We start from the raw sequence: 22,879 nt of genomic DNA, 5'->3' as shown, positions 1-22,879 counted from the left end.
AACCAATTCCCCGCCCTATAACCTGAGTCAAAACGTAAACAACAGCAGCACCCAACAGCGAAATCACCGCGCGAACCCTAGGCGCGATCGCATCCCTAGCTTCCAGCAGCAAAGTCAACACCAACTGCAACCCAGAAAGCTGTGCTAACTCCCGATTTCTCGGAGCATAAATAGCAATTCTCTTAATTCCCGCATCGCCCAAAACAAACAGCCAAAATCTGCTTTCAAAAATAGCTTTTGGTTCCACAAAATAGTTATCCCAGCGATATCTCCAGGATAAATTATTCCGAAACCGCTCAATTTCCCGCGTCGAAATCAACTTTCCATCATAAAAATTTTGCTTAATTTCCTCAATATTTGCAAAATTATTCAGCAGAGGCTGCACTACTCCGCTAGCAATTTGAATTGCCAAATTTTCTAACAAAGCTTCCGCTCGCTGCATTGCTTGCGGGCTGCCAGCAACACAAGAAAGATTGCCAACAGTCAGAGGAATTTCAAATAATAAATGGGCAAAAAAATCAACAGTCATCGGTATTTTGTCAAGGATTTCTGCCGCCACGGCTGTTTCTTCTGCCAACAGCACCGGCACCATTTCTACGCTGCCGTTTAGTAGATTAGCAGCGCTTACCCGTTCACTTTCTGACATTTTCAAGTTTGTTTGACTGTTGTCTAAAAGCAGATTTTCTTCTGTTTGTAGCGTGTAATATCTGCCAAAAAAATCTATGATTGTTGCTTCCCACAAATCCCGCAAAATAGCAGGCATTTTTTCCGACAATTGAGTTGGCTGCACTTGCGAAAAGCGCAATTCCTCTAGCAAATCCTCTAACTTTCGCAGGATGGAACTCATCAATTCGCGCTTTTGAGCCGATCGCAAAATATCGATTTCCAAAGGCACGCCAGTCAAATTCACCAAATCAAACTGTAATTTAGCAGCCGCCGAATCAAACAAACTTCCTTGCCAATCATTTGCCACCACCAAAGATTCTGCCGCCACTTGAGATTTTGCGACTTGCAACTGAGAATTATTCAACAAATTCTCTGCTTTTCCTTCTGCCTTTTCTCTTCTTTTTACCTTGAGCGAAGCCCGATCGCCCTCTTGCTTCTTTTTACCTTGAGCGGAACCCGATCGCCCTCTTGCTTCCAATAATAACTGACTGACAATCCAGCGAGCAGCCAGCAATTCTCGGCGGCGTCCGCTGACTATAACCCGGTCTAAAATAGAGGGCAAATCCGTCGCACCTGCCGCTTTCACCTCTTCTAAATCAGCTTTGACAAGCGCCAAAGCTGAGTCTATTTCCCGCAATCCAGACACAAAAGCATCAGTCAGGATGTTTTGGCGTAAAGGGCGATCGACTATCGAATCATCAACATTTTCCTCAGCAGCAATTGCTGCTGAGTTTTCTATTGCTGCAACTACGGCTGAATTGAGCTGTATTGTCGAGTTAGCTGTCGCATCCGCCGGCCAATAAGTGCTGCCCGAACCAACCGCGCGAATAGCTTCCATTGTCACAGAAATATCTCTACCTTTAGGACAATAGCCATTCGCGCCCGCAGCTTGTACGACCGCCAACAACTCCGGTGTCAGCGGTTCGCCTAGCAGCAAGAGCGGCAGGTTGGGGTACAAACTTTTGAGTTCGCCACAAGCTGCCAGCGCCGAATCTTGACCCGATCGCAACTTTAAGGTTTCAACACCCAAAATTGCCAAATCTGGGGGCTTCTGGGCCGCTCCAGAGTCGAGGGAGCGAGCTTCTAAAACCTGCAGGGCCTCCGAAACAGTCGAAACCTCTGCGACAACCTCCAAGTCTGGAGATTGTTCGCAGGCGACTCGCAATCCCAGCCGGAAAATGGGGTCGTTATCGATCGACAGCAGTTGCAAATTACTCACTCGATTTTAGATGTTAGAGGTCGATCGCCAGAAAACCCAATTACTCGGGGAGCAAATTAGCATCAGGAGGCCCAGCCGATTCAGGAATCGACGGTGGAGCCGGAGCTGGAGCCGGAGCTGGCTCTGGAGCTGGCTCTGGAGCTGGAGCCGGAGCCGGAGCCTCTTGTCTGGCGGGCGGATAGTAAGGTTCAGGCTCCCTCGCCGGAGGATAGTAAGGTTCAGGCTCCCTCGCCGGAGGATAGTAAGGTTCAGGCTCCCTCGCTGGAGGATAGTAAGGTTCAGGAGCCGGAGCCGGGGCCTCTTGTCTGGCGGGCGGATAGTAAGGTTCAGGTTCAGGAGCTGGCGCGTACTCCTCCTGTCGCGGAGGTGGCGCGTACTCTTCCTGTCGCGGTGCTGGCGCGTACTCCTCCTGTCGCGGTGCTGGTGCGTACTCGCGAGCGGGTTCAGGCGGTGGTGCAGTGTTGGCTCTGAGTTCGGCACTCCAGCGCCCGATCGCCCCTGCCGCCTCTGAATGCAGCGCCCTACCGTAACCGATTTGCGAAGCCATATCGATCGCCGCCGACAGACTACCTTGAGACGCCAATTCAGCAGCTCGATCCAGAATCGGTCTGTCTCTAGCAATTTGCAGTTCGCTCACCCACTGATAGATATTATCCTGAGCTTTGGCGTACAGAGTCCTACCGCTCTTAATTTCCGAAGCTTTATCAATAGCCGCGCTTAGTTTTCCTTCCTTCGCCAGGGCGATAGATTCATCCAAAAAAGGCTGATCTTCAATCACTTCAATGCGTTTCGTCCACTGAGCCAAGAGAGTTTGCGCCTCTATTCTCCGGGGGCGGTTGAGAGCCACCAAACGTACCTGAGCCATGCCGCTCTTGAGTCCTTCAACCGTTCCCGACTCTGCCAACTGCTTCGCCAGAGTCACAAAAGATTTGTCTTCGATCCGCTGAATTTCCCGGCGCCAAGTAGCCACCAAAGTTTGAGCGTGAATCCGCCGCGGCTGAGAAGGGCCGATGGTTTGCGCTTCAGCGATCGCTACCTGAAATGCCCCAATTTGACCAAAATTAGCGATCGTGCTCGCCATTTGCAGCCGCACCAAATCTTGAAACTGCACCTGTAAATTTTCAATTTGAACTTGAGCCTGCTTGTACAGAGGGCGGCCCGGAGCAATTTGGCTAGCAGCGCCCTGCCCTTCGAGCAAACTAAAAATATGTTGTGGTAGCGGTGTGGAAATCGACTGATTCCACGTCACCGCCTGAGCTCTACCCAACTGCATCAAATCTTGAGCTTCCGCAAACAGTGGCGTATTTTGCGGCACCACAGAAGCCGCCTCGATCGTCCCCGGCAAGTCTTTCGCCTCCAACCGCTTAGTAGCCATTGCCAGCAAAGTCCGGCTCCAACCCTCAATTTCCTTCTCTGCTTTAGCGCGCGCAAAAAGCTGCGAGTCTATTTTACGAGCTAGGACGATCGCCTCAGCGAACTTTTGCGGAGTCCCATCCTGCGCCAAATCTCTCGCCTCTTGCAAGCGCTGCCAGCCGTTTCTTTCCAAAGAAATCTGCTGGATCAGCTCGTTGTAGCGCTTCTGACTCCAGAAAATATTTTCCAGCTTGAACAAAGCTTGAGCGTAATCCCAAGCCTTCTTTAAATCCTCGCTTTTCAAAGCTGTTAAGGCTGTATCGTAGAGTTTTTGACCCTCCTGCCAATTTTTTTCCCAAGCAGCAACAGCTTCCTCTACATCTGGGTAAGACGGACTGGTTTTGGGAATTTTCGCCACAATCTCCAGAGCCCCCTTCAAATCCCCTTGCTCAATTTTTGCCCTGGCAAAACGCAGCATGGCTTTTGACCATTCTCCGATCAAATGTTGCCCCTGCGAGTATAACGGGTGTTCTTTGGGCCAAGCCTGCACCAGTGCAATTGCCGATTCTAGCTGTTCTAGTTTTCCCGACTTAGCCGCTTGTTGAGCGCAGTAAAGTCGCTCTCCATCCGCCGCCAGCGGTGACAGTTGTTGGCAATTTGGTGGTGGAGGCATAGTCAGCAACCACAGGAATGCGGCCGCACCGGTGACTCCAAATCCCACTAGGAGACTCAGCCAGATGAGCTGCCACTGCCAAAAAGTTCTTTTGCCCTCGTTGCTCGGCAGCACCCTTGCTGAGGTACTCGCATCGCCTATCGCCTCTGCACTCAATGGTGCTGTCGGCTTGGGGGATGGGTTGTACTGCGGTGCTCTGTGGAATTGGTCAGATTGTCGTCTCGCCATTACTTCAGCTTGTCCTGTAATGCGCTCTATGCGTGACACTCCCACATCAAATCCATAGATTGTGATGTGGGATTCTGACTCCTGTTAAGGAGATCGAGAACTTCCTTCAAGGTACTGGCAATCTTTCCCTTTACGGCATTTTATAGTGAGGTTTGTGTCCCGCCCCACTGCTGGCTTTGGAGTATTTTAGGCTCTGTAAGCACGTAGATCATACCAGTTATCAAACTGTTATTCACAGCTCTCGCTGGCAGTTTAGCAGAAAAAACTGTATTAAGCCCCGTCAGTAGATTTTAGATTTTAGATTTGAGTCTGCTTTGGAATTAGGGAGTTTCACTAAAGTTTTAACTTTTTTGCCCGAAAAAATGGGTTTAAAGTCTCCCTCTTGTAAGATCCAAGCAAAAATTAATTTCCCTCAGAGACAATCTCCTCGCGCGATCGCCCGAAGTAACTGTCCCAGCTCAGCAGTCAACTGTTGAACCTACAGAATTGCTCTGCGCCCGACGGCGATCGATCGCCGTCGGGCGCAGAGCAATTCTGTACTGAAATCATTTTATACTGCCGACAGGTTTATTTCCAACATTGCTTTAACAGCAGGCAGCCTAGGGATTTCTGGTTAAAAAGCCTTTGGTGTCTCGCTAACACTCGATGCTTCCGCCTCTGCCCCTGCCGAGCGGTATCCGTAGAAATCTATCCGGTAGTCTACAATTTTGACACCAGTTTGCTGTTGAATTTGTTCGATCAACTCGATCGGCAATTCCACATGAACGTCGAGAATCTGAGCCGTATCCAGACAGTTGACATGAGAGTGAGAGTCGCTGACATTGCCGTACAAGCGTCCCTCCGAGCGTTCTATGCACTCAATAATCCCTTCTCTCGAAAGGGCTTCCAGATTTTGATAAACAGAAGTATGACCGATCGAATGCGCTTGTCGGTTCAGGCGATCGTAAATTTCTCGAGCCGATAGGTGTTCTTTTGCATCCCACAAAAGCTCTAGAATAAATCGACGCTGGCGGCTCAAGCGCATTCCCACCGCCTGACAGCGGTTTAAAGCATCTTCTAATGAACGAATTGGTTTCACAGCTACCGCCTTCTAGAGCCTGCTCGATGTTTAATTCTGGTACAATACTGCACGCCGATCTTAATATCTAAATTCTAACGCAGGGTTGCCCAACAGTAGAAGATAGAAGGCAAAAATCAAAAATCCGTAAATCTTCAATGCCCCTATCGACTAACCGTTGCCGCACTAGACCAGAGTTGCACTCAATCGCTTTCAATTATTGAATTATCTGCGTCCATCAGTGTTTGTACGCTGGAAATCTGCGGTTAACAGATCGATCGAAGACTTGTGCAACTCAAGTCTATGAGCCTGCTGTGAGCGCGCAGCAGAAAATTTCCGTCTCAAAAATATTGCTTTGACCTGATTTTCTACTGCAACAACTCCTATTTCGAGGATTTGATAGCGTGAACCAGTAACTTGGCGATTTCCGAAAGTTGCTTTTTGTTGAAAGTTTTGAGCAAAAGCCTGACTACCGCCTTCGGGTCGGCGGGAAGAGCTACTTCCTTCGATGCCGGTGGTGCTGCGGTTGCTGGGGCGCTTGCTTCTACAGTTTTTGGGCTTGCTGCCAAAAGTAGCAAATTTTTACTCGGAGCGATCGTCTTAACTTTCCCCCCTTGCACCAAATCCCCAGCCTCCTTGAGTTCTTTGATAATCAGCGGAGCTAAGACTTTATAAGAGTTTTTGGGATTAACGATCGCCCCTCTAGCTATTTTCACTAAATTTTGCCAAGTCTCAATTTTACCTCCCAACTTATACAGGCGAACGCACACAGCCGCCAACTGCTCGCGACTAGCAGCCGATTCTTTCTGTTTGAACCCCTGCAACATTTCTTTAAGTAAAACCATCACTTCCGCAGCAAAATTCGCCGGCACACCGCCCGCTGTTTGAGCCGCCCCGGCCCCGCGAGCCACCGCAGCAGCAGCAGCCGGAACTTTACCCGCAGCCAAGTTTTTGAGATGAGTTTCCAGTTGAGCAAAAACTGGCATCACCTGTTGAACGAGTTTTTCTCCCTCTTCATTCCTCAAGCCAAAAGGCCCTTCCAGTCGCGCCAGCAAATCTTTAAGCGTATCAACTCCCTTTAAAAATAGGGATTCTGCCGTTTGGTCAACCTGCTTGACGGGCCCGTCCTTGAGTACCTTAAAACAATCTTCCAAGCGGTGAGCGGTTGTTTTGATACTATCCAAACCGAGCATCGCCGCCCCTCCTTTGACGGAATGGGCGGCTCGGAACATCTCTTGAACGCTTTCGGGGTCTTTCATCGTGGACTTCAAATCCACTAAACCATTTTCTAGAGTATCGAGGTGCTCCTTAGCCTCCTCGATAAACAAACGCATAATTCGCTCTTGCTGATCTGACACGACAGTTCTCCTAACAATCTCAGCCCCCCCTCCAGAAAGCACCATCTTCGCGGGAGGAAACAGGACTCCTGCCAAAAGTCAGAAGCTTCCATGCAAAATATTCTAGCCTGACTAACCTAGCAGGCTCAAAATACTGTCGGGCCAGTCTGAATCTGTAAAACTGGTGCGGTGGAGATTAAACCTATAGTTCTGAAGGAGTATCGGGAGCGATTTCAATGCCCATGCCTTGTTTCATCATCTGCTGATCCGTAATCAAGTCGCTCAATTCCTTAACTTCAACGCCGATGTTTTGGCAAGCCTGTTTCAATTCCCGCTGGAAGCTGTTGACGTCGGCTTCGTAGCCGCAAAGCTGCGCGGCTGTGACGATGCCTTGTTGGGCGTTTGCTTTGGCGCAGTCGATCAATTCAAGGCCTGTGAGGGGTTGAGAGGATGCCATAGTGTCAAACCACAATTTATATTTTGTCCCACTGTACCCAAAATGTTGAGATCGATCGATCTATCAAAAGGCATGAAACATCCTGTCTGTGCTGCGCGTTATCAATTTTTACCTTTTTTTGGGGAGTTCCTGGCAAGATAGCAGTAAATGGCATTTTTTAATCTAGATTGTGCCTAACTTCATATTGAATGGTAGTGAAAAACCTTCGCTTATCTAAAATGCACTGGCTTTGGAGCGTCCGGCATCGCCTTTTGGTGTCTGTTCTGTTCGCTATAGCAGTTACTGTTGTCCTGCCGCCTGACTATTTCCTGCTGACTCGGATGCTTTGCATTTGGAACGCGGGCGCTGTCAGTTTCCTAATTTTGACTTGGATGCTGATGCTGCAAAGCAATCCAGAACTGATGCGCCACCACGCTCAGCAGTTGGATGCAGGTCGCTTGACTATCTTAAGTACGATCGTCGCAGCCGCTTGTGCTAGCTTGTTGGCGATCGTCTTCCTGCTGCGCGATACCAAAGGCTTGCCCCCCAATTTGCTATTTTTGCACTTGGGGCTTTCTGTGCTGACAATTGTTGGTTCTTGGATGCAGGTGCACACTATTTTCACCATGCACTATGCCCGAAGCTACTACGGAAACAGCAGCAAGCAGCACGGCAGCCATTCGCAGGCGAAGGGTTTGGATTTTCCCGGCGACGAGGAACCAGACTACAAAGATTTTTTATATTTCTCCTTTGGGATTGGGATGACTTGTCAGGTTGCAGACGTGCAGACAACTTCTCGTTCCATGAGGTATCTCGTGCTTTTTCACAGCGTGTTGTCGTTCTTTTTTAACACTGCTATTTTGGCTATGAGCGTCAATATTATTGCTGGATTGAGTTGATAGGAATCAGTACAATTGGTAAACAGAAAAATTGGTGATATATCAAATTCGGTAGCATCAAAATTATTAGCGTGCTGTCGTCGTTCCCACTCTGACCGATCGAATAATATAATTTCAATGGAAGGGAAAACGATATTAGGAAATAAATTCAGCCGAATTACCCAGATTTGCCTGACGCAATATGAATAACAACCAAAATGATAGCAACTAGCATTTTGCACAATTTGAATATATCGATTATTGGCGTTGCTGAGTTAAAGTATGAATAGGAAAAATATCGAGTTGCTCGATCGGAATATGAGATGGCATCCGGTCAATCAGGATCGAAAACTTAATAACTCTAACACTTCCTACAGTCATCTCTCCTGTAGGTTGCCACATCAAAGAAGGCAGAGCAAAAATAACGAGCAATCGCTTAAGTTATTAAAATTTCATTCTTTAATAACAAAAACCATTCGTTCGTAGGGCGGACTAAATTCCGCCCTACGAACCTGATTTAAATCTGTCAATCGACCGAACACGAGTTCAAAAGTAACCCTACAAAAATTCTGATTTTTTGTACACAATAGTTAGTTGTGGGATTTGTATATTTAGCCGTTCATACTCTAACTCAGCGACGCCCGATTTTTTGGCTGCGATTGTTAACGCTGTATTTGTCGCATAACTTGGCAATATCGTCAATATTTTTTTTCAACCATAAAGCGATGAGACAGTTAGTTTAAGGCCGCATCTCCTGCATTGGACAAATTATTTTTTTGCTTGATTGCTGTCCCCGAAGAGCGAGTTGTATAATAATAATTGCGAGCGGAGACGATCGCACTGTAAAAAAAAATGCTTTTTGTCAACCCGGAGATGCTCCCGAAAAAGTTCCCTCAAATAAGCTTAAATTTATGGTACTTAAATCGTTTTTATTGCAACTGCGCTTAGCCTTACCGCTGTTAATACTAGCCTGTGCGCTCACATCCCTAGCGCTCAACTACTACGTCAGACTTGTTACCAGCAACTACCGTCACAGCGATATAGCTAAGGTTCCAGCAGAACCTATCGCCATTGTTTTTGGTGCTGGAATTTGGGAAGATGGCACTCCGACTCCAATGTTAGCCGATCGAGTGCAAGCGGCGGTCGATTTGTACAAAACTGGGCGAGTGCGCCAAATTTTGATGACAGGAGACAACAGCAGCCCAGATTACAACGAAGTCAAAGCAATGCAGGAGTACGCCCAAGCACAGGGCGTACCGCTAAATAATATCACTCTCGATTATGCTGGTTTGAGCACCTACGAAAGCTGCTATCGGGCGAAAGAGATTTTTGGCATCACCCAGGCTGTTTTAGTGACTCAAAACTTTCACATAGCCCGCGCTGTTTATACCTGTCGCCAGTTGGGCGTACAGGCGATCGGCTTGGGAACCCCGGATTGGGGGAAATTTCGCCAATCTAGCATGATCCGTTACAGTTTTCGCGAATTTTTGGCAGTCCTCAAAGCGCTTTGGGAAGTGCGCGTTTCCCGTCCCAAACCGACTTTTTTGGGGCCGTTTGAAGGAATAAAATAAAAAATATGGGCGATCGGTTGAAGAGTTAATTCCTTAGATAGAGGAATTTAGTCCGAACGATCGAACTAATTTGCTTAAAAAGAAGCCGTAAGTTTTGATTGAAGCAAAATTATCAATCCAACTCACAGCTTACTTGGGTTTGGAAAGTCCTGCCAGCGACCAAGTTAGGCTCACAATCATCAAACGTCCCAGAGCCTTCAAACGGTCTTCGGCGTTATTTTCAACCAATTGAGACAGAGTTTCCGAATTCAGATTTATCGAGGATTCTTCAGCGACTGCTGGTTCTTCTAACGGGACTTGTTCCGAAAATGTCTCAAGGCTGACTTGTCGCTGCTGATTTTCTTGTTCGGTCATTTCTGAGTCACCTCCTAGAGCGATCGCATACATAACCCCTACTACAAATGTAACTTATGTGTATCCGGGATTCGGCAATTAAATTTTTCTGTACCCAACAATCACAATTACCAACAAACTTCTAAGCTTTGAGCTCATTTATAAGTTATCTTCATCAAAACTTATGCACTTTCCCTCAAAAACCAGGTTCTTTGACGTAAATATTGTTAAATTCCCAGCTTGTATTATGTCCGGGAAAATAACCTGCGGCGCGTTGGTAGTGAGGATTTTAGTTTTGTGAATTTTCTGGGGACTCATCTGGTCACTACAAAACCAATTTAATTGTAGTCGTGACTGCAGACACGATCTTACGCATTCTCGGCTCGCACGCTACTGCTTGTGATGCACATCACTGAATTGTTATATTTACTTAAGAGTAAGATTTCCGAGATTCTGATATTGTTAAAGCTTGTCGAATGAATTTTGCTCAAATTTATCTCAAGCTGAAAGCAAGCGTCTGGAAAATATTAAGAAACTTAAGGTGTAGAGCCGATGGCAATTTATGTTGATACTGCAATTATAGCAACTGCCGCACGGGCGATCGAGTTCGGATGGATAGCGGGAATTACTACTAATCCGACACTTTTGGCAAAAAGCGAGCTATCTGCTGATGAGACACTAAAACAACTGGCACAACTGACTTCTGGAGAAGTGTACTATCAGCTAATGGCATTTGATTTTGATGGCATGGTAGCAGAAGGAAAGGCTGCTTTTGAGTCGATCGGGCGGCAAACAGTTTTGAAAATTCCAGCAACAGCGGCGGGCTTCCAAGCAGTAGCTTATTTGTCGGGGGAAATTCCTTGTGCGGTAACAGCTATTTACAGTGCCGCCCAAGCCGTTGTGGCGGCAGAAGCGGGGGCCAAATATGCGATCGCCTATGTGAATCGCGCCACCAGACTGCTAGGAGACGGTTTTGCCTTAGTGCGGGATATGGCGAATGTTTTAGATAGAACAAATACAGAGATTTTAGCAGCTAGCATTAAATCGCCAGAAGAAGCAGTCAAGACTTTATTAGCCGGCGCGCATCATTTGACATTGCCTTTTGACGTGTTGGAAGCAATGGCAGTTCACGAATTATCCCAGCAAACTGTAGATGAATTTGCCAAAAACGGGCGGGGAATTTTGGGATAATAGCAAATCCATTTGTACAACCTGTCGATTTTTTGGAAATTGGTAATTGGGAATTGGCTATTAGTAAGTACGGGCGGGTGCGGGTTGATGCAATTGTTGGTACTGCCAGCAAGAGCTATATCATACAAAATTAGTCATTAGCAATGATTCAATTTGTTCATCTAGAAGCTCAAGTTTACAGTGGTTTGACTATGGCATTCGCCAAATCTTAATAGTGTGATCGGGACTGCCACTTACCACAGTCTTGCTATCTTTGGTAATAGCAATAGAATTCACAAACTGACTGTGACCCGAAAGAGTGGCTCTTTCTTTTCCCGTCTTCAAATCCCAAACTATAATCTCTCCGCCCGCGCTAATCAAAGTGCGGCTGTCCGGGCTAAAGGCGATCGCCCTCACCCAACTCGAATGCCCTTTAAAAGTGCGGGTACGCTTTCCGTCTCGCACGTTTGACAAACGGATTGTATTGTCGTTGCTCGCACTAGCTACAATTTGCCCGTTGGGGCTAAAATCTACAGCATTAACCGCGCCCCCGTGACCGGTGATAATTCTTCTGACTTCTCCGGTGTCGAGATTCCACAAACGCACAGTTTTGTCCTCGCTGCCGCTAGCGAGTGTTTTACCGTCTCGGCTCAAAGCGATCGCATTTACTCCTCCCGCGTGGCCGGCCAAAGTCCGCAACCTGCTGCCGGTTTTGGGATTCCACAAACGCACAGTTTTGTCATCGCTGCCGCTAGCCAGAGTTTTACTGTCACTGCTAAAAGCGATGGCGTTGACGGCGGCTTGGTGAGCGGCAATTGTCCGAATCCGCCGCCCAGTCTTCAAATCCCACAAAATCAGATTCTTGTCGTCGCCACCGCTGGCAAAAATCGAGCCATCCGGGCTCACCGCCAGCGACTTGACCGATTTTTTAGAATGCACCCCATTCAGAGTCCGCACGAGCAGTCCCGTCTTCACGTTCCACATCCTAATTGTCCCAAAGCTGGCGCTGACTAAAGTTTGACCATCTGGCGACAGGGCGATCGCATTTACACCCCCGACATTATCTAAACTTCTTTCCAAAAACCTACTGCTAGGCAAACTAGAAAGCAGCCACACCGGGTTTGCCGGAAACACTTTGTAACGCATCGAACCGTAAATTTGAGACGCGCCAATACCCAGCATTAAGACAGCAGCACCCGCCACCCACTTATTTTTCCCAAAAACATTTTTATCAGCCTTGTTCAAGCCGGAATTCAGAGGTCTGAGGCGCTTCATCAAACTCTGCTTCGTCGCCCCAGCTCCGGCGGAACTTGCGCGAATTTTAGTTTGCCCCGTCGTCGGTAACTGAGTTGGTAACTGAGTTTCTGCCGCGTCTAGATTAATTTCCTCCAAGCACTGCAAAACCATTTGCGGACTTTGAGGTCGATTTCCCGGAAAAGGTGCCATCAGGTAATCGATCACATTAGCCAAGGGATCGGAAACTTGAGGAGCTCCCTTGCGCCACATTAATCTGCCCGTGCGCGGGTTTTCGGGAAACGCAGTCGGCGGCTTCCCTGTTAGCAAATAAACAAAAGTGCGGCCCAGAGCAAAAAAATCGGACTGCGGAACAGCTTTGCCATTCGTTTGTTCCGGCGGTGTGTAGCCAGGGGAAACAATACCAGTGACATTTTGTCCCTGGCCCACCTTAGCGAAATAAGTCGCCGACACTTCCCTAGCAGTCCCGAAATCAATCAGCACTAACTGCCCGTTGGGCTTGCACATAATGTTGTGCGGCTTGATATCTCGATGAAAATAGTTGAGTCGATGAACTTGGTCTAAGATTTCCGACAGTTGTTTGAGCCAGTTGAGAGCTTGTTGTTCGCTGATCGGGCGGCCCCGATGTTTCAACCAGTCTTGCAAATTTGCACCAGCAATTTTCTCCATCACCAGACAGTGAAAAGACTCTGTGCTGTGAGCTGGCGAAAATGTAAAATAACCGTCGCGATCGACTTTTGGAATACCTGGATGTCTCAGCCTGACCAATACGTCGGCTTCTTGCTTAAACAGTTCTACAGCTTTGGGATGTTCTTTGAGCAGGACTTTGATCACTTTTCGGGTGCCGTTGTCGTCTACTTCAAAGGTTCTGCCAAAGCCGCCGCTTCCGAGAGGCGCGACTAGGCGATATCGACCTTGCAACAAAAGTTCAGACCCGCAGTGAATGCACGCGGGTTTACCAGAGTTGGCTGGATCGGAGGGATTCGGGCATTTGGGATTGAGGCAATAACTCACGAAGCCACATAACCCTGATTGAGGTTGCTCTATCAAGTTTTACTCGGGCATTCTCAGCACTTTGTTGTTACCGAGATTCTTGCTTGGGCGAACTCACTTACTGGCGACTGGAGTGATCCAGCCTTGGGTAGAGGTGTTTTCTCCTCAAGCGTCAATTCCGGTATGCCCTACCGTATTCGATTAGTCGTTTTTATCTAGTTCGGTTTTTTTGCGAGTGCCAGCTTTCCCAGAGGGCAACACCGTTAGGTGTGACTGCACGCTCAACAACCTAGTTAAATTTTTACGTGGTCTACTTATACTCAATCTTCAGATTGTGACGATCGTAGCACACCTAGTACAACACTCATCAGCACTTGCTGATTGAAGTCCAGAAGGGTCGATTGAGCCAAGCAGACGGACTAAAGTTAAAGTCTCGATCGCGAGTGCGAATCAAATCTTTTTCTAGAACTTACGGCAGCTATATTTCAATTGTACGATCGCCACGACCACTTTCAAAAAAAAAAGAAGTCCTGCAACCAGAGCGTCCGGGGAACATCGAGCGCCCAAGCATTTGTAGTGCCAGCGTCCTCTTCGAGAGATTATATACTCCCTCGAAGAGGAAGCTGGTAAGTCGTCAAAAAAATACTGGAAAACCGAGAGGCTTTTGAGTGGGAGAGTGGGGGAGAGTTGGAAAATCCACCATCTTCCTTCTTGCATCTTGGATCTTCCTTCGGCACGAGAAAGCCTGTTAAACAAGTCCCTCGATTACCGGATGGAAGTAGAACGCCAGTGCCAAAACCGCATAAGCTGCCAAGAGCAAAGTACCTTCGAGCCAGTTTGACTTCCCATCAGAACTGATAGAATTAGCGATCAGCACCGCTACGGCCACCGCTACGAGTTCAAACGGGTTGAAGTCCAAGTCCATCGGTTTGCCCAAGATAAAACCTGCCAAAACCAACACCGGCGCAACAAACAAAGCAATTTGCAAACTCGAACCCACGGCCACAGAAACCGACAAATCCATTTTATTTTTCATCGCCACAGTCACCGCCGTCGTGTGTTCGGCTGCATTGCCAATAATCGGCACTAAAATCACCCCGGTAAACAGTGATGTCAGCCCCAAAGTGGCGGTAGCTTCTTCTAGGGTACTCACGAGCAGTTCTGACTCGATCGCTACCATGACAGTACAGGCCAACAGCACACCAATCCACAGCGGCAGATTGACCTTGTGGTCGGGACTGTCTGGTGCTAAGTTACTTTCGGCTAATTCTTCGAGCATTTCTACTTCTGCCACGCCAGCATCGTAGAGATAGGTGTGGGTTTTCATCGAAAACAGCAGTGTCAGCACGTAGACGACAATCAGGATTACAGCCACAGCGCTAGAGAGGTTCTGCATAGTTGCCTCTGGAATGCCGACGGAGGTGATATCAACAGCAGTCGGCACCAAAATGGCAATCACGGCTAAGTTCATCGCTGAAGCGTTCAACCGGGCGACTGTCGGCTGAAATTCTTGTTCTTTGTAGCGCAAGCCGCCTAGCAGCATTGCAAGTCCCATCACTAGCAGTAAGTTGCTGATAATTGAACCGGTGATGCTGGCTTTGACAACATCTATTAATCCGGCGTTGAGGGCGACGATGCCGATGATCAATTCTGTGGCATTTCCGAAGGTGGCGTTGAGCAAACCCCCCAAATTTGAGCCGAGCACGACGGCGATTTCTTCGGTAGCCGTGCCCATCCAGGCGGCTAGGGGGATGATGGCTAGGGCTGATGTAATGAAGATTGTGGAGGATTCCCAGCCCAGAAAGTGTCCGGCGATGGAAACTGGGATAAATATCAGCAGGCTGGAAATTATTGTAGTTGTGTTTGGCATTTAGATTGTTAAAAGCTCGCAACTGTCAATCATAGCCTGCCACAAAGTTGCAAGAAGCGGGAGGAAAGGAAATTTGGGCGATCGCTCAAAGCTTGAGGTGGCGCTCTTTTTTATTGGCCTACTCCTTTGTCGGGCTTTCCCTGTCGCGACGCTGGCGGGAGAGCAACTTTACACAAAGGGCGATCGGGCGATTTGAAATTGCGTTCCCAAACAGTCAGTTTATCCCCATTGTCCGTATGTTTAAGAGTTTTGCGTGCAGCCGGTAAATGAGTAATGATAAAATCAGTGTCGGTTAAATGCGATCGTCAACTCATCTGAAATCACAAAAGTCGCAAATAATTATCAGTCATGTCAATAAAACTAGATTTTTTTAAAGTAGAAGTAGTCCCCGACGATCGAAGTTGGCGAGACGCTTACCAGGATAACATTCAGGGGTACATGGACGGAAAAGATGAGTTTATTCAAGAAATTGATCGGAAAGCAGTAAATTGGCGATCGCCTGATTAAATCTATGATATTAGAAGTTGCAATTCTTGATGTTAAGCCTAATATGGCTGCTGAATTTGAAAGTGCTTTTAAAACAGCTTCAGCTATTATTTCTTCTATGCCGGGGTATATTTCGCACGAGCTGCAACGGTGTATCGAAATTAGAAATCGCTATATTCTGCTGGTGCGATGGCAGAATTTGGAAGACCATACTGTGGGATTTCGAGAATCGCCAGATTATCAAAAGTGGCGTTCTTTATTGCATCACTTTTACGATCCTTTCCCAACAGTGGAACATTACGAAGTCATTTTCTCATAACTTATAGAACCCATTTGACATCTTTGAGTTTTTGGGTTGGGTGATGAGGAATATAGAGAGGAACTGATTTCTGAAATTTACGCTCATGGCGAGAAACCGGGTATTCTTGGAGTTTTTGGTTGGGTGACGAGAAATATAGAGAGAAACCCGGTTTCTGAGATTTACGCACAATAGATATCGAATGGGTTCTATATCGTATACGGTGGATTGACAGGTTTCGGATTGGTTGGTAGTGCGGAATTTACCGCAATAATGAGCGGGAGATGTTCATCTAAATCAAATGTTTATGCAAGAGGTTTAATATGTATAATTGCATGACTGTTCGCTTTTTTAACGGATATCGCACAAAATGAATATCTCTATTCGACTGCTTCAAGAAAATGAGTTGGCGGCGGCTGAACATATTTTTCGACTGGCTTTTGGTACTTTTATTGGATTGGCTCAACCGACGGATTTTGGTGGTGATGCGAACTATGTTCAAACGCGATGGTTAGTCGATCGCACGGCGGCTTTCGCAGCGGAGGTTGAGGGGCAGCTAGTTGGCTCGAATATAGCTGTTTGTTGGGGGAGTGTGGGTTTTTTTGGGCCGCTGAGCGTTCATCCTGACTTCTGGAATCAAGGTGTTGCTCAAGGTTTGATTGAATGTGCGATCGGCAAATTCTCGGAATGGGGGACGCGACAGGCGGGGTTATTTACTTTTCCCAACAGTCCAAAACACCAGGGGCTTTATCATAAATTCGGGTTTTACCCGCGTTTTTTGACTTTCATTATGGCAAAACCAATTCAGTTTGTGGAGCGGGATTTTCCGGTAATAAAATATTCTGAATTAAATTCACCGGAGCGATTGCACTGTCTGAAAGAATGTTATGAATTGACGGATGGTATTTATGCAGGGCTGGATTTATCGCGGGAGATTTTGGCGGTTGAGGCTCAAAATTTGGGCGATACGGTTTTATTGTGGGATGACAAGGGTTTGGCGGGATTTGCTGTTTGTCATTGCGGTGCGGGTAGCGAAGCTGGTTCTAATGTATGTTATGTCAAATTTGGAGTTGTGCGATCGGGTGTTGGCGCAGGCGATCGATTTGAACAGTTGCTGGATGTCTGTGAAGCGTTTGGGGCGAGTGAAAAAATGTTGCGTCTGATGGCTGGAGTGAATACGAGCCATGATGTGGCCTATGGTAAAATGGTCGATCGGCATTTTCGCACAGAAAGTACAGGTGTAGTAATGCACAAACCAAATGAGCCTGGTTACAATCGATCGGAGGTTTTTGTATTAGACAATTGGCGCTAATTCAAAGTTGTTTGGCGATGTTTAACAAACATTTACCACCTGTAAATCAGATTTTTAGGAGGTTTTTCCTCACTTACTATGCTAAATCAAGAGCTTAATCCGTCTCAAAATTTGAATAGATGTGTAATAAAGTAAACCAAGTCTTTGTCTGGCTTGACATTTAGGCTGGTTTAATTGTCAACTCTCAAGAGCCACAAGAATTTTTGAGAGCGAATTACAGTGACGAGCACAAAAAGGGTATTCATACCAATTCACTGGCTCATGACTTTAGCCAACTGTAAATCATTTGGGCAAAGAAGGTGGTGGCGGCGGAGACTGAGAGGAGCGGGGAATAGGAGGTTTAGGACGACAAGCCTCTAGAACGGCATTTCTAAACTGTTCTACCCGTTCAGTTTTTCTATAAAACAGAATTAGATTGTTTCTAGTGGTGTAAATGGCTATATAGCGCTGTTTGACAACAAAAGCTAACACAATGAAGATAATGCCAATGAAGAACCAGAGAGTAGAGATTCCTAGCCAAAGCAGCCACCAAGTACAACCTTCTCCAATTTCAACTCCTTTAACATCTTGAATCGGAACAAAAATTTCTTTAGTTTCTAATCCGAAAAATTCTTCAGATTTAGTTTGTAAGGTGTCGCCGACAATTTTCATAGTTAGGCTGCCACTGGTTTGGATGGCAACCCCGCCGATCAATTTACCAGAACTCCCACTAATTTGCGTGATTGAATTTGATTTCATTGTCTTTTATTTGTGTTGCAAGGCTAAGAAAAATATGAATCGTGCAGTCTTCATTTGAGATTTTGTTTAGGGAGTCCTAAGTTAGCAGTCTTAGCATACAATTATTGAGGATTAAGAATAGGCAATGGTGTAGAAGTAGCCTCGACCTTCTTTGCTTAAATTTGCTTTACCTAATGCCACCAGTACCACTAACACTTCCTGAGCGTAGTAGTCGAGTTGATGACTGTCGCTATAGGGTAGATTCAATTCGTTGGCGACTGGCTTGAGAACGGTAGAAGCATCTTTTTTTGTGACTGTACGACCATTGAGTTGGTTGTATAGATACTCCACAACTTTGTCAGGAATATCGCAAGAGTAGGTTTTTTGTTCTCTATTTGGATTGACTTGCTCTACTCGGTAAAAATCCTGTAGGTAGTAGACTCGGCGATGGTTACGCAATTCGACTTCTCCAATAAACTTAATCAATGGTTCCCCCTGTTTTAGTTGAGCGATCGCACTTTTGTAACTTCTCCCTGTAGCGGTAAGGTGGCATTTCCCACCTACAGATAGAGCTTGGTGCGTAAATGCTGTTCCTATTTAGCAAAAGAGGGTTTACCAAGCCTAATTCTAGCTATCTATTAACGGCCCAACTTTTCGTCGAGTTTGCGTTTCATGTCCCCAGAGATAGGTAAATTACGAATTTCTCCGCACAGACGCGATTTTAATTCTCCGTTTTGAAGGCGCTGTCTGTAAATCCCGATTAGCACTGCTTCAAGACCATACTTAGACAATGTTTCTGTAGCTAAACCGATGATTCCCAGCAGTGCAATTCCGCCCAGCATACCTGCTGGGCCGCCTAACGTTGCTAAAGCTGCTGTAATTGCAGCGGCACCTGCTAAACCTGTAGTTCCCATCACAATTACCAGCATGATTGCGGGTAATCCCAGTGCTGCTGCTTTTCTAACAAATTCATCCATTTTGCGATGCCTCCATAGTTGATAGATTGAGAAATGGGAAGTCTAAACCTGAAATTTGCAGATTCAACTTCAGGCGTTAACTAATTCTAATTCCTCTTCCGATTCATCCCGGATTCTGAAATAGTAATATAAATTAGCAACAGCCAAATCTGATGCTTTCTCCAAGTTCGACAATACTAAACTTTTATGACCCGCATTTTCCCCTTGCTCAATGATATAACCTTCATACTCTTCACGTCGCTGCCGATCGAGCATCAGTTCCAGTTGAGTGCGAAGCGCATAAAAATGAGACTTGGGCCGCAAACTTTCATAAAATAACTGTTCGTCGGGTATCGCTAAAGCTGTGGCGGCTGAATTTTTCTCCCCAATAACAGCTAAGTTTGATTTACCAAAATCAGCACTTTGTAGCTCTTCAAATTCACTGGGCGGCAAAGATTTTATCCAGTCAATCTGATTTTGCCAAGTGTCTAATAAAACTAAATCGCGATCGTGAATGCACGCAATCTCTGGAAACAGAAAATCTAGTTCGTCGTCTGAGTCGCAGCCAGCAATTACTGTTAAGCCATCTTGACGGATTTGTTGTTGCAGTTGAGAAATCCGATCGCCCGCAGCATCAAATTCATTCTGCACCTGATAGGTGCCGATAATACTTTGCTCGATCGCCCAACTGCACTCTAACCGCCGCAACTGTCCCGCCGCACAGGTTTCTGCCAACAAATGCGGATTTCTGTAATCTGCTAAAGCTTCAAACAGCATCCCCCGCGCCGCATCAATTTCAGCATTGCGGCGGTTGATATCTTGCAGTTGCAAAGCCGATCGCATTCGTTGAATTGCTTGATTGAATAACCCGTAAGCCCGCACTAAAACTAAACGGTGGTTCTCAAATTTTATATCTGCAACAACTTCGGAAATTAATTGCTTAATTTGGGCACCTTGACCTTTCACAAGTTGTTCTAAATTGATGAAACCATTTTCAACTTTGACTTCCAGCCTTTCTACAGCTTTTTTTAATTTCAAAGTCTGGTGCAAATTCACCGCTGACAAAGCTACCCCGGCCGCAACTCCCACACCAATGACGGCTGTAGTCGCTTGCAGCACGCCCACACTGGCTTGGAGGGTTTGAAAACCCATGTGCATTTGCTGCATCTGCAAGCCGCCCATAACAAGCTGCACGGGAGACACTAAGGGCGATAGCGGGCTGTTGTTGAGGGCCGCGCCAACGGCATGGGCCGCAAACTGTCCCGTGGCTGCATCTCTCGCCATGCCGATCGGCACTCCAGCGGATGTAAACACTTGCACGTACTTGCCAGCCTCGATCGCAGCCTGTACCGCTGCAGGAAATACAAAGTTCATCATCAATTTTTACCCTGGTAGCAAACCACAGAATAACTAATAGATTATGATACATTAAATAAAAAAAAATTATCAATAGGCCCTGCAAATGGACACTTCGCTAATTAGTCCGCAAACGTTTGAGCTTGTTTCGCTGCTGACTGGGCAAAAACTACGAAAAGAGGATATTACTCCGCCTCTGCTTTTTCTGGCGGCGCTGGTGACGGTGTTGTTGGGAGTCATCCATGCCGACGGTACGGTAAGTGCTGAGGAAAAGCAGCGATTGCGGACAACTTTTACGGAACTTATCCCCGCTAACAACAGTTTGGGTCAATTTGTAAGGCCGATGGTTAAGAGCGTGCAAGACCGGCAAGTTTACAATAAAGTGACGGCGTTGCTGGCGCTGACTGCGTGTTTTTCTGAGGAGGAAAAACTGCTGCTGATTAGTTTTGGGTATCAAATGTCGGCGGCAGATGGGACAATAGAGGAACGAGCAAAACAGTATTTGACGATCGTCGCCAACAGACTCGGAATCGCTGGGCGATATTTGACTGTTTTGGAAGCGAGTTTTAGCGATCGAGCGATCGGCGATACAGCAGCTTTAGCAGAAGTCCATTCGTTACTCGATCCAGCACGATTTCAATCTCTCGATTCTTTGTTTGTCCGTGCAGCCAGTCACATTATCGAACATTTGCCAGCAAAACCGAAACAGCAAAAAAATCGCAAACATTCAGTTTCGTCCTATCAGGAGTTGAAAAAGTTTCAGGAGTATCGGCAACAACTGAACGCTGTTTGTGGCAAACTATATTTAACTTTGCTAGATGGAAGCGATCGCAACGTGCTATCTGCTAGTTTAACAGAAGAAGTCACAAAAATATCTCGTAAATTAGAGTCTCAATGTTTTCGCGTTGCTGTTGTCGGCGAGTTCAGCAAAGGCAAATCTACCTTACTCAATGCTTTGCTGGGGGAGGAAATTCAACCGGTGCGGGATATTCCCTGTAGCGGTACGGTGACTGTTTTAAAATATGGGCCGCAGCAGCGGGTGATTTGCAAATATACAGATGGACGCGAGGAGGAGATTTCACCTGAGCAATATAAAGATAAAGCCTCAATTTCTGAGGAAGCGGCTTTAGGTTCTTTTGGAGATGAAATTGTCAAGTCAGAAATCACAGAAATCATTTTCGAGCATCCGAATCTCGAATTGTGTACCAATGGTGTAGAAATTATTGATTCTCCCGGATTGAACGAACAAGCGGAACGCACTTTAGTTACGGAACAGGTTCTCAAAACAACTGATGCGGTGATTTTTTTGACTCACGCTCAAAATGCTTTGACAGAAAAAGAGCGGGAATTGCTGTTGTATTTGAAAAAAGAGTTGAATCCCGATCGAGATGATGAAGCTGCGAAGAGTATTTTTATTTTAGTTAATTTTGCGGATTTGCTGCGCCGGGAAGAAAGCCGCAAGCAGGTAAGACAAAGGGTAGAAACGATTGTTAAGAGTCAAAATGCGATCGCGGGTGAAAACCGGATTCATTTTATTTCGGCTCAATCTGCACTTGAGGCGATTTTGAACGGGACGGAAAATGAGTATTTGAAATCTTTTCAGGATTTTACTAAATCTCTCGAACAGTTTTTGACAGTTGAACGGGGGGCGATCGCACTTCAGCAATCTGTCGCCGGAATTAAGCAAATTATTAATACTGGCTGCGATGAATTGAGTCAATACAGGGAAATGTTAGAAGGAAAGTTGACAGTTTCTCAAGGAGATAAACTGAAAATATTTGAACTGATGGCCGAAGCAAGCGGTCGCGATGTGAAAATCAAACTTTTAGCGGATGAACTGATGGAGAAATGTGTAGAAGAAGCTATTCAATCTTGGAATGAATGGCTGGAAGGATTGGGACAACGCCTGATCGCAAAAAGCGCTCTCTGGACTTCTGATCATTCGCATATGTGGAGTCAAAAAGAGCTGACTAAAGATTATTCAGATCAATTTGTGGAAGATATCACCCAAGAAATAGAAGATTGGGCTACTGAAAAAGTACAGTCTATTTTACAACAGAATATGGGAGCTTTAAATAGTCAAATAGATGAAGAAATTTCTGCAATTCGGCAGGAATTTCAAAAGTTCGATAAGCAACTGAGTAGTAACCTTGTCAGTCAATTTAATAATTTGGCTATGGCAGGTAATTTGGGCGAGATTGGTACAAGTGGGAGCGGGATTGCTGAATCAATTGACGATATTGGTGACGGCGGATTCATGGGCGGTTTGGGAATTGGTGCTGTCGCGGCTGCTGTGTTAATCGCTCTTCCACTTGGTATTATTCCAGTAATTTTAGGGACAATAGTTGCGGGTCTTGGTGGAGGTTTGGGCTGGAGTTTCTTGGATGGCGATACAGTTAAAGCTCAAATCAAGGAAAAAGTTTGCGAGTTAGGGTTTGAGAATTTTGATGAATCTTCGCAGTCGATTTTTGATAAAATACAAGAAAGAATTATTGCATTATTCGAGAAGCGAATTGAGACGAGTAATAATGTGATGTCAAAAGCGATCTCGGTGTGGGAAAATTTATTGGAACAGCAGGAAAAGTGCGATCGCCAAAATCAAGCAGAATGCGAGTCCCAAAAAGTTTGGCTGGCTGAAAAACGCCGAGAACTCGAACAAGTACAGAATCAAATTGAGGCTATTTTAAATCAGAGCGATCGCTAATTCAATAAGTAA

Annotated in this window: 19 protein-coding genes; 7 read left to right on the top strand and 12 right to left on the bottom strand. The window is 46.2% G+C overall.

Features of this window, described 5'->3' with window-relative positions:
* The 5 genes from AACV78_RS26085 to AACV78_RS26065 form a co-directional block, all read right to left on the bottom strand.
* The coding region (locus tag AACV78_RS26085) for a DUF3685 domain-containing protein (protein WP_194074353.1) at nucleotides 1–1,885 on the bottom strand (1,885 nt) is incomplete at its 3' end.
* Between the two features lie 40 nt (nucleotides 1,886–1,925).
* Entirely contained in the window at nucleotides 1,926–4,178 is a 2,253-nt protein-coding gene (locus AACV78_RS26080; RefSeq protein ID WP_339383800.1) for a hypothetical protein, read from the bottom strand.
* A 574-nt stretch (nucleotides 4,179–4,752) separates the two neighbouring features.
* Complete coding sequence (locus tag AACV78_RS26075; protein WP_194010443.1) at nucleotides 4,753–5,217, bottom strand: transcriptional repressor; 465 nt, start codon at nucleotides 5,215–5,217, stop codon at nucleotides 4,753–4,755.
* A gap of 362 nt (nucleotides 5,218–5,579) precedes the next feature.
* Nucleotides 5,580–6,554: an Hpt domain-containing protein gene (locus AACV78_RS26070; RefSeq protein WP_194010444.1), complete on the bottom strand. Its 975-nt coding sequence runs from the start codon at nucleotides 6,552–6,554 to the stop codon at nucleotides 5,580–5,582.
* Nucleotides 6,555–6,735: 181 nt separating this feature from the next.
* Nucleotides 6,736–6,990 carry a hypothetical protein gene (locus AACV78_RS26065; RefSeq protein WP_194010445.1) on the bottom strand — a complete coding sequence of 85 codons (255 nt, stop codon included), beginning with the start codon at nucleotides 6,988–6,990 and terminating at the stop codon, nucleotides 6,736–6,738.
* 194 nt (nucleotides 6,991–7,184) lie between these two features.
* Here AACV78_RS26065 and AACV78_RS26060 point away from each other — a divergent pair, with 194 nt between their 5' ends.
* Together AACV78_RS26060 and AACV78_RS26055 are read left to right on the top strand one after the other, a co-directional pair.
* The gene (locus AACV78_RS26060; RefSeq protein WP_339383799.1) at nucleotides 7,185–7,868 is read left to right on the top strand and encodes a DUF1345 domain-containing protein; all 684 of its coding nucleotides are present in this window, start codon (nucleotides 7,185–7,187) and stop codon (nucleotides 7,866–7,868) included.
* Nucleotides 7,869–8,758: 890 nt separating this feature from the next.
* Nucleotides 8,759–9,418 (top strand): SanA/YdcF family protein, encoded by a 660-nt coding sequence (locus AACV78_RS26055; RefSeq protein WP_194010446.1) that lies wholly within the window; start codon nucleotides 8,759–8,761, stop codon nucleotides 9,416–9,418.
* Between the two features lie 129 nt (nucleotides 9,419–9,547).
* Here the strand turns inward: AACV78_RS26055 and AACV78_RS26050 are convergent, their stop codons facing one another.
* The gene (locus tag AACV78_RS26050; protein WP_194074352.1) at nucleotides 9,548–9,772 is read right to left on the bottom strand and encodes a hypothetical protein; all 225 of its coding nucleotides are present in this window, start codon (nucleotides 9,770–9,772) and stop codon (nucleotides 9,548–9,550) included.
* 531 nt (nucleotides 9,773–10,303) lie between these two features.
* Between AACV78_RS26050 and AACV78_RS26045 the strand changes: the two genes are divergently transcribed.
* A complete protein-coding gene (locus AACV78_RS26045) occupies nucleotides 10,304–10,942 on the top strand; it encodes a transaldolase family protein (protein WP_194074351.1) in 639 nt (212 codons plus the stop codon).
* A 189-nt stretch (nucleotides 10,943–11,131) separates the two neighbouring features.
* Here the strand turns inward: AACV78_RS26045 and AACV78_RS26040 are convergent, their stop codons facing one another.
* Nucleotides 11,132–13,189: a protein kinase domain-containing protein gene (locus AACV78_RS26040; RefSeq protein WP_194074350.1), complete on the bottom strand. Its 2,058-nt coding sequence runs from the start codon at nucleotides 13,187–13,189 to the stop codon at nucleotides 11,132–11,134.
* A gap of 727 nt (nucleotides 13,190–13,916) precedes the next feature.
* Nucleotides 13,917–15,038: a calcium/proton exchanger gene (gene cax, locus AACV78_RS26035; protein WP_194010450.1), complete on the bottom strand. Its 1,122-nt coding sequence runs from the start codon at nucleotides 15,036–15,038 to the stop codon at nucleotides 13,917–13,919.
* A gap of 348 nt (nucleotides 15,039–15,386) precedes the next feature.
* Between cax and AACV78_RS26030 the strand changes: the two genes are divergently transcribed.
* The 3 genes from AACV78_RS26030 (at nucleotide 15,387) to AACV78_RS26020 (ending at nucleotide 17,134) form a co-directional block, all read left to right on the top strand.
* Nucleotides 15,387–15,545 (top strand): hypothetical protein, encoded by a 159-nt coding sequence (locus AACV78_RS26030; protein WP_194010451.1) that lies wholly within the window; start codon nucleotides 15,387–15,389, stop codon nucleotides 15,543–15,545.
* 4 nt (nucleotides 15,546–15,549) lie between these two features.
* A complete protein-coding gene (locus tag AACV78_RS26025) occupies nucleotides 15,550–15,843 on the top strand; it encodes an antibiotic biosynthesis monooxygenase family protein (RefSeq protein WP_194010452.1) in 294 nt (97 codons plus the stop codon).
* Nucleotides 15,844–16,192: 349 nt separating this feature from the next.
* Nucleotides 16,193–17,134, top strand: a complete 942-nt coding sequence (locus AACV78_RS26020; RefSeq protein WP_194010453.1) for a GNAT family N-acetyltransferase — start codon at nucleotides 16,193–16,195, stop codon at nucleotides 17,132–17,134.
* 282 nt (nucleotides 17,135–17,416) lie between these two features.
* On the opposite strand, the gene AACV78_RS26015 is transcribed toward AACV78_RS26020, so the two are convergent.
* From AACV78_RS26015 to AACV78_RS26000, 4 genes are all read right to left on the bottom strand, one after another.
* On the bottom strand, nucleotides 17,417–17,872 hold the full coding sequence (locus tag AACV78_RS26015; RefSeq protein WP_194010454.1) for a hypothetical protein: 456 nt from the start codon (nucleotides 17,870–17,872) through the stop codon (nucleotides 17,417–17,419).
* Between the two features lie 111 nt (nucleotides 17,873–17,983).
* Nucleotides 17,984–18,337 carry a hypothetical protein gene (locus tag AACV78_RS26010; RefSeq protein ID WP_228042465.1) on the bottom strand — a complete coding sequence of 118 codons (354 nt, stop codon included), beginning with the start codon at nucleotides 18,335–18,337 and terminating at the stop codon, nucleotides 17,984–17,986.
* Nucleotides 18,338–18,489: 152 nt separating this feature from the next.
* The gene (locus tag AACV78_RS26005) at nucleotides 18,490–18,828 is read right to left on the bottom strand and encodes a hypothetical protein (protein WP_194010456.1); all 339 of its coding nucleotides are present in this window, start codon (nucleotides 18,826–18,828) and stop codon (nucleotides 18,490–18,492) included.
* Nucleotides 18,829–18,897: 69 nt separating this feature from the next.
* Nucleotides 18,898–20,184, bottom strand: coding sequence for a hypothetical protein (locus tag AACV78_RS26000; RefSeq protein WP_228042464.1), 1,287 nt, complete (start codon nucleotides 20,182–20,184; stop codon nucleotides 18,898–18,900).
* 85 nt (nucleotides 20,185–20,269) lie between these two features.
* Here AACV78_RS26000 and AACV78_RS25995 point away from each other — a divergent pair, with 85 nt between their 5' ends.
* Nucleotides 20,270–22,867 carry a dynamin family protein gene (locus AACV78_RS25995; RefSeq protein ID WP_194010457.1) on the top strand — a complete coding sequence of 866 codons (2,598 nt, stop codon included), beginning with the start codon at nucleotides 20,270–20,272 and terminating at the stop codon, nucleotides 22,865–22,867.
* The last annotated feature ends 12 nt before the right edge of the window (nucleotides 22,868–22,879 follow it).

Origin of the sequence: Tychonema sp. LEGE 07196 (assembly GCF_963890365.1) — a bacterium.
Lineage (GTDB): Bacteria > Cyanobacteriota > Cyanobacteriia > Cyanobacteriales > Microcoleaceae > Microcoleus.
Note: the sequence above shows the minus strand (reverse complement) of the source record. Positions and strands in the feature narration are given on the sequence as shown.

Excerpts from the sequence above, each read along its gene's own strand:
- AACV78_RS26065 (WP_194010445.1), bottom strand. The coding sequence starts at position 6,990 with ATGGCATCCTCTCAACCCCTCACAGGCCTTGAATTGATCGACTGCGCC.
- AACV78_RS26055 (WP_194010446.1), top strand. The coding sequence starts at position 8,759 with ATGGTACTTAAATCGTTTTTATTGCAACTGCGCTTAGCCTTACCGCTG.
- AACV78_RS26050 (WP_194074352.1), bottom strand. The coding sequence starts at position 9,772 with ATGACCGAACAAGAAAATCAGCAGCGACAAGTCAGCCTTGAGACATTT.
- AACV78_RS26045 (WP_194074351.1), top strand. The coding sequence starts at position 10,304 with ATGGCAATTTATGTTGATACTGCAATTATAGCAACTGCCGCACGGGCG.
- cax (WP_194010450.1), bottom strand. The coding sequence starts at position 15,038 with ATGCCAAACACAACTACAATAATTTCCAGCCTGCTGATATTTATCCCA.
- AACV78_RS26030 (WP_194010451.1), top strand. The coding sequence starts at position 15,387 with ATGTCAATAAAACTAGATTTTTTTAAAGTAGAAGTAGTCCCCGACGAT.
- AACV78_RS26025 (WP_194010452.1), top strand. The coding sequence starts at position 15,550 with ATGATATTAGAAGTTGCAATTCTTGATGTTAAGCCTAATATGGCTGCT.
- AACV78_RS26020 (WP_194010453.1), top strand. The coding sequence starts at position 16,193 with ATGAATATCTCTATTCGACTGCTTCAAGAAAATGAGTTGGCGGCGGCT.
- AACV78_RS26015 (WP_194010454.1), bottom strand. The coding sequence starts at position 17,872 with ATGAAATCAAATTCAATCACGCAAATTAGTGGGAGTTCTGGTAAATTG.
- AACV78_RS26005 (WP_194010456.1), bottom strand. The coding sequence starts at position 18,828 with ATGGATGAATTTGTTAGAAAAGCAGCAGCACTGGGATTACCCGCAATC.
- AACV78_RS26000 (WP_228042464.1), bottom strand. The coding sequence starts at position 20,184 with ATGATGAACTTTGTATTTCCTGCAGCGGTACAGGCTGCGATCGAGGCT.
- AACV78_RS25995 (WP_194010457.1), top strand. The coding sequence starts at position 20,270 with ATGGACACTTCGCTAATTAGTCCGCAAACGTTTGAGCTTGTTTCGCTG.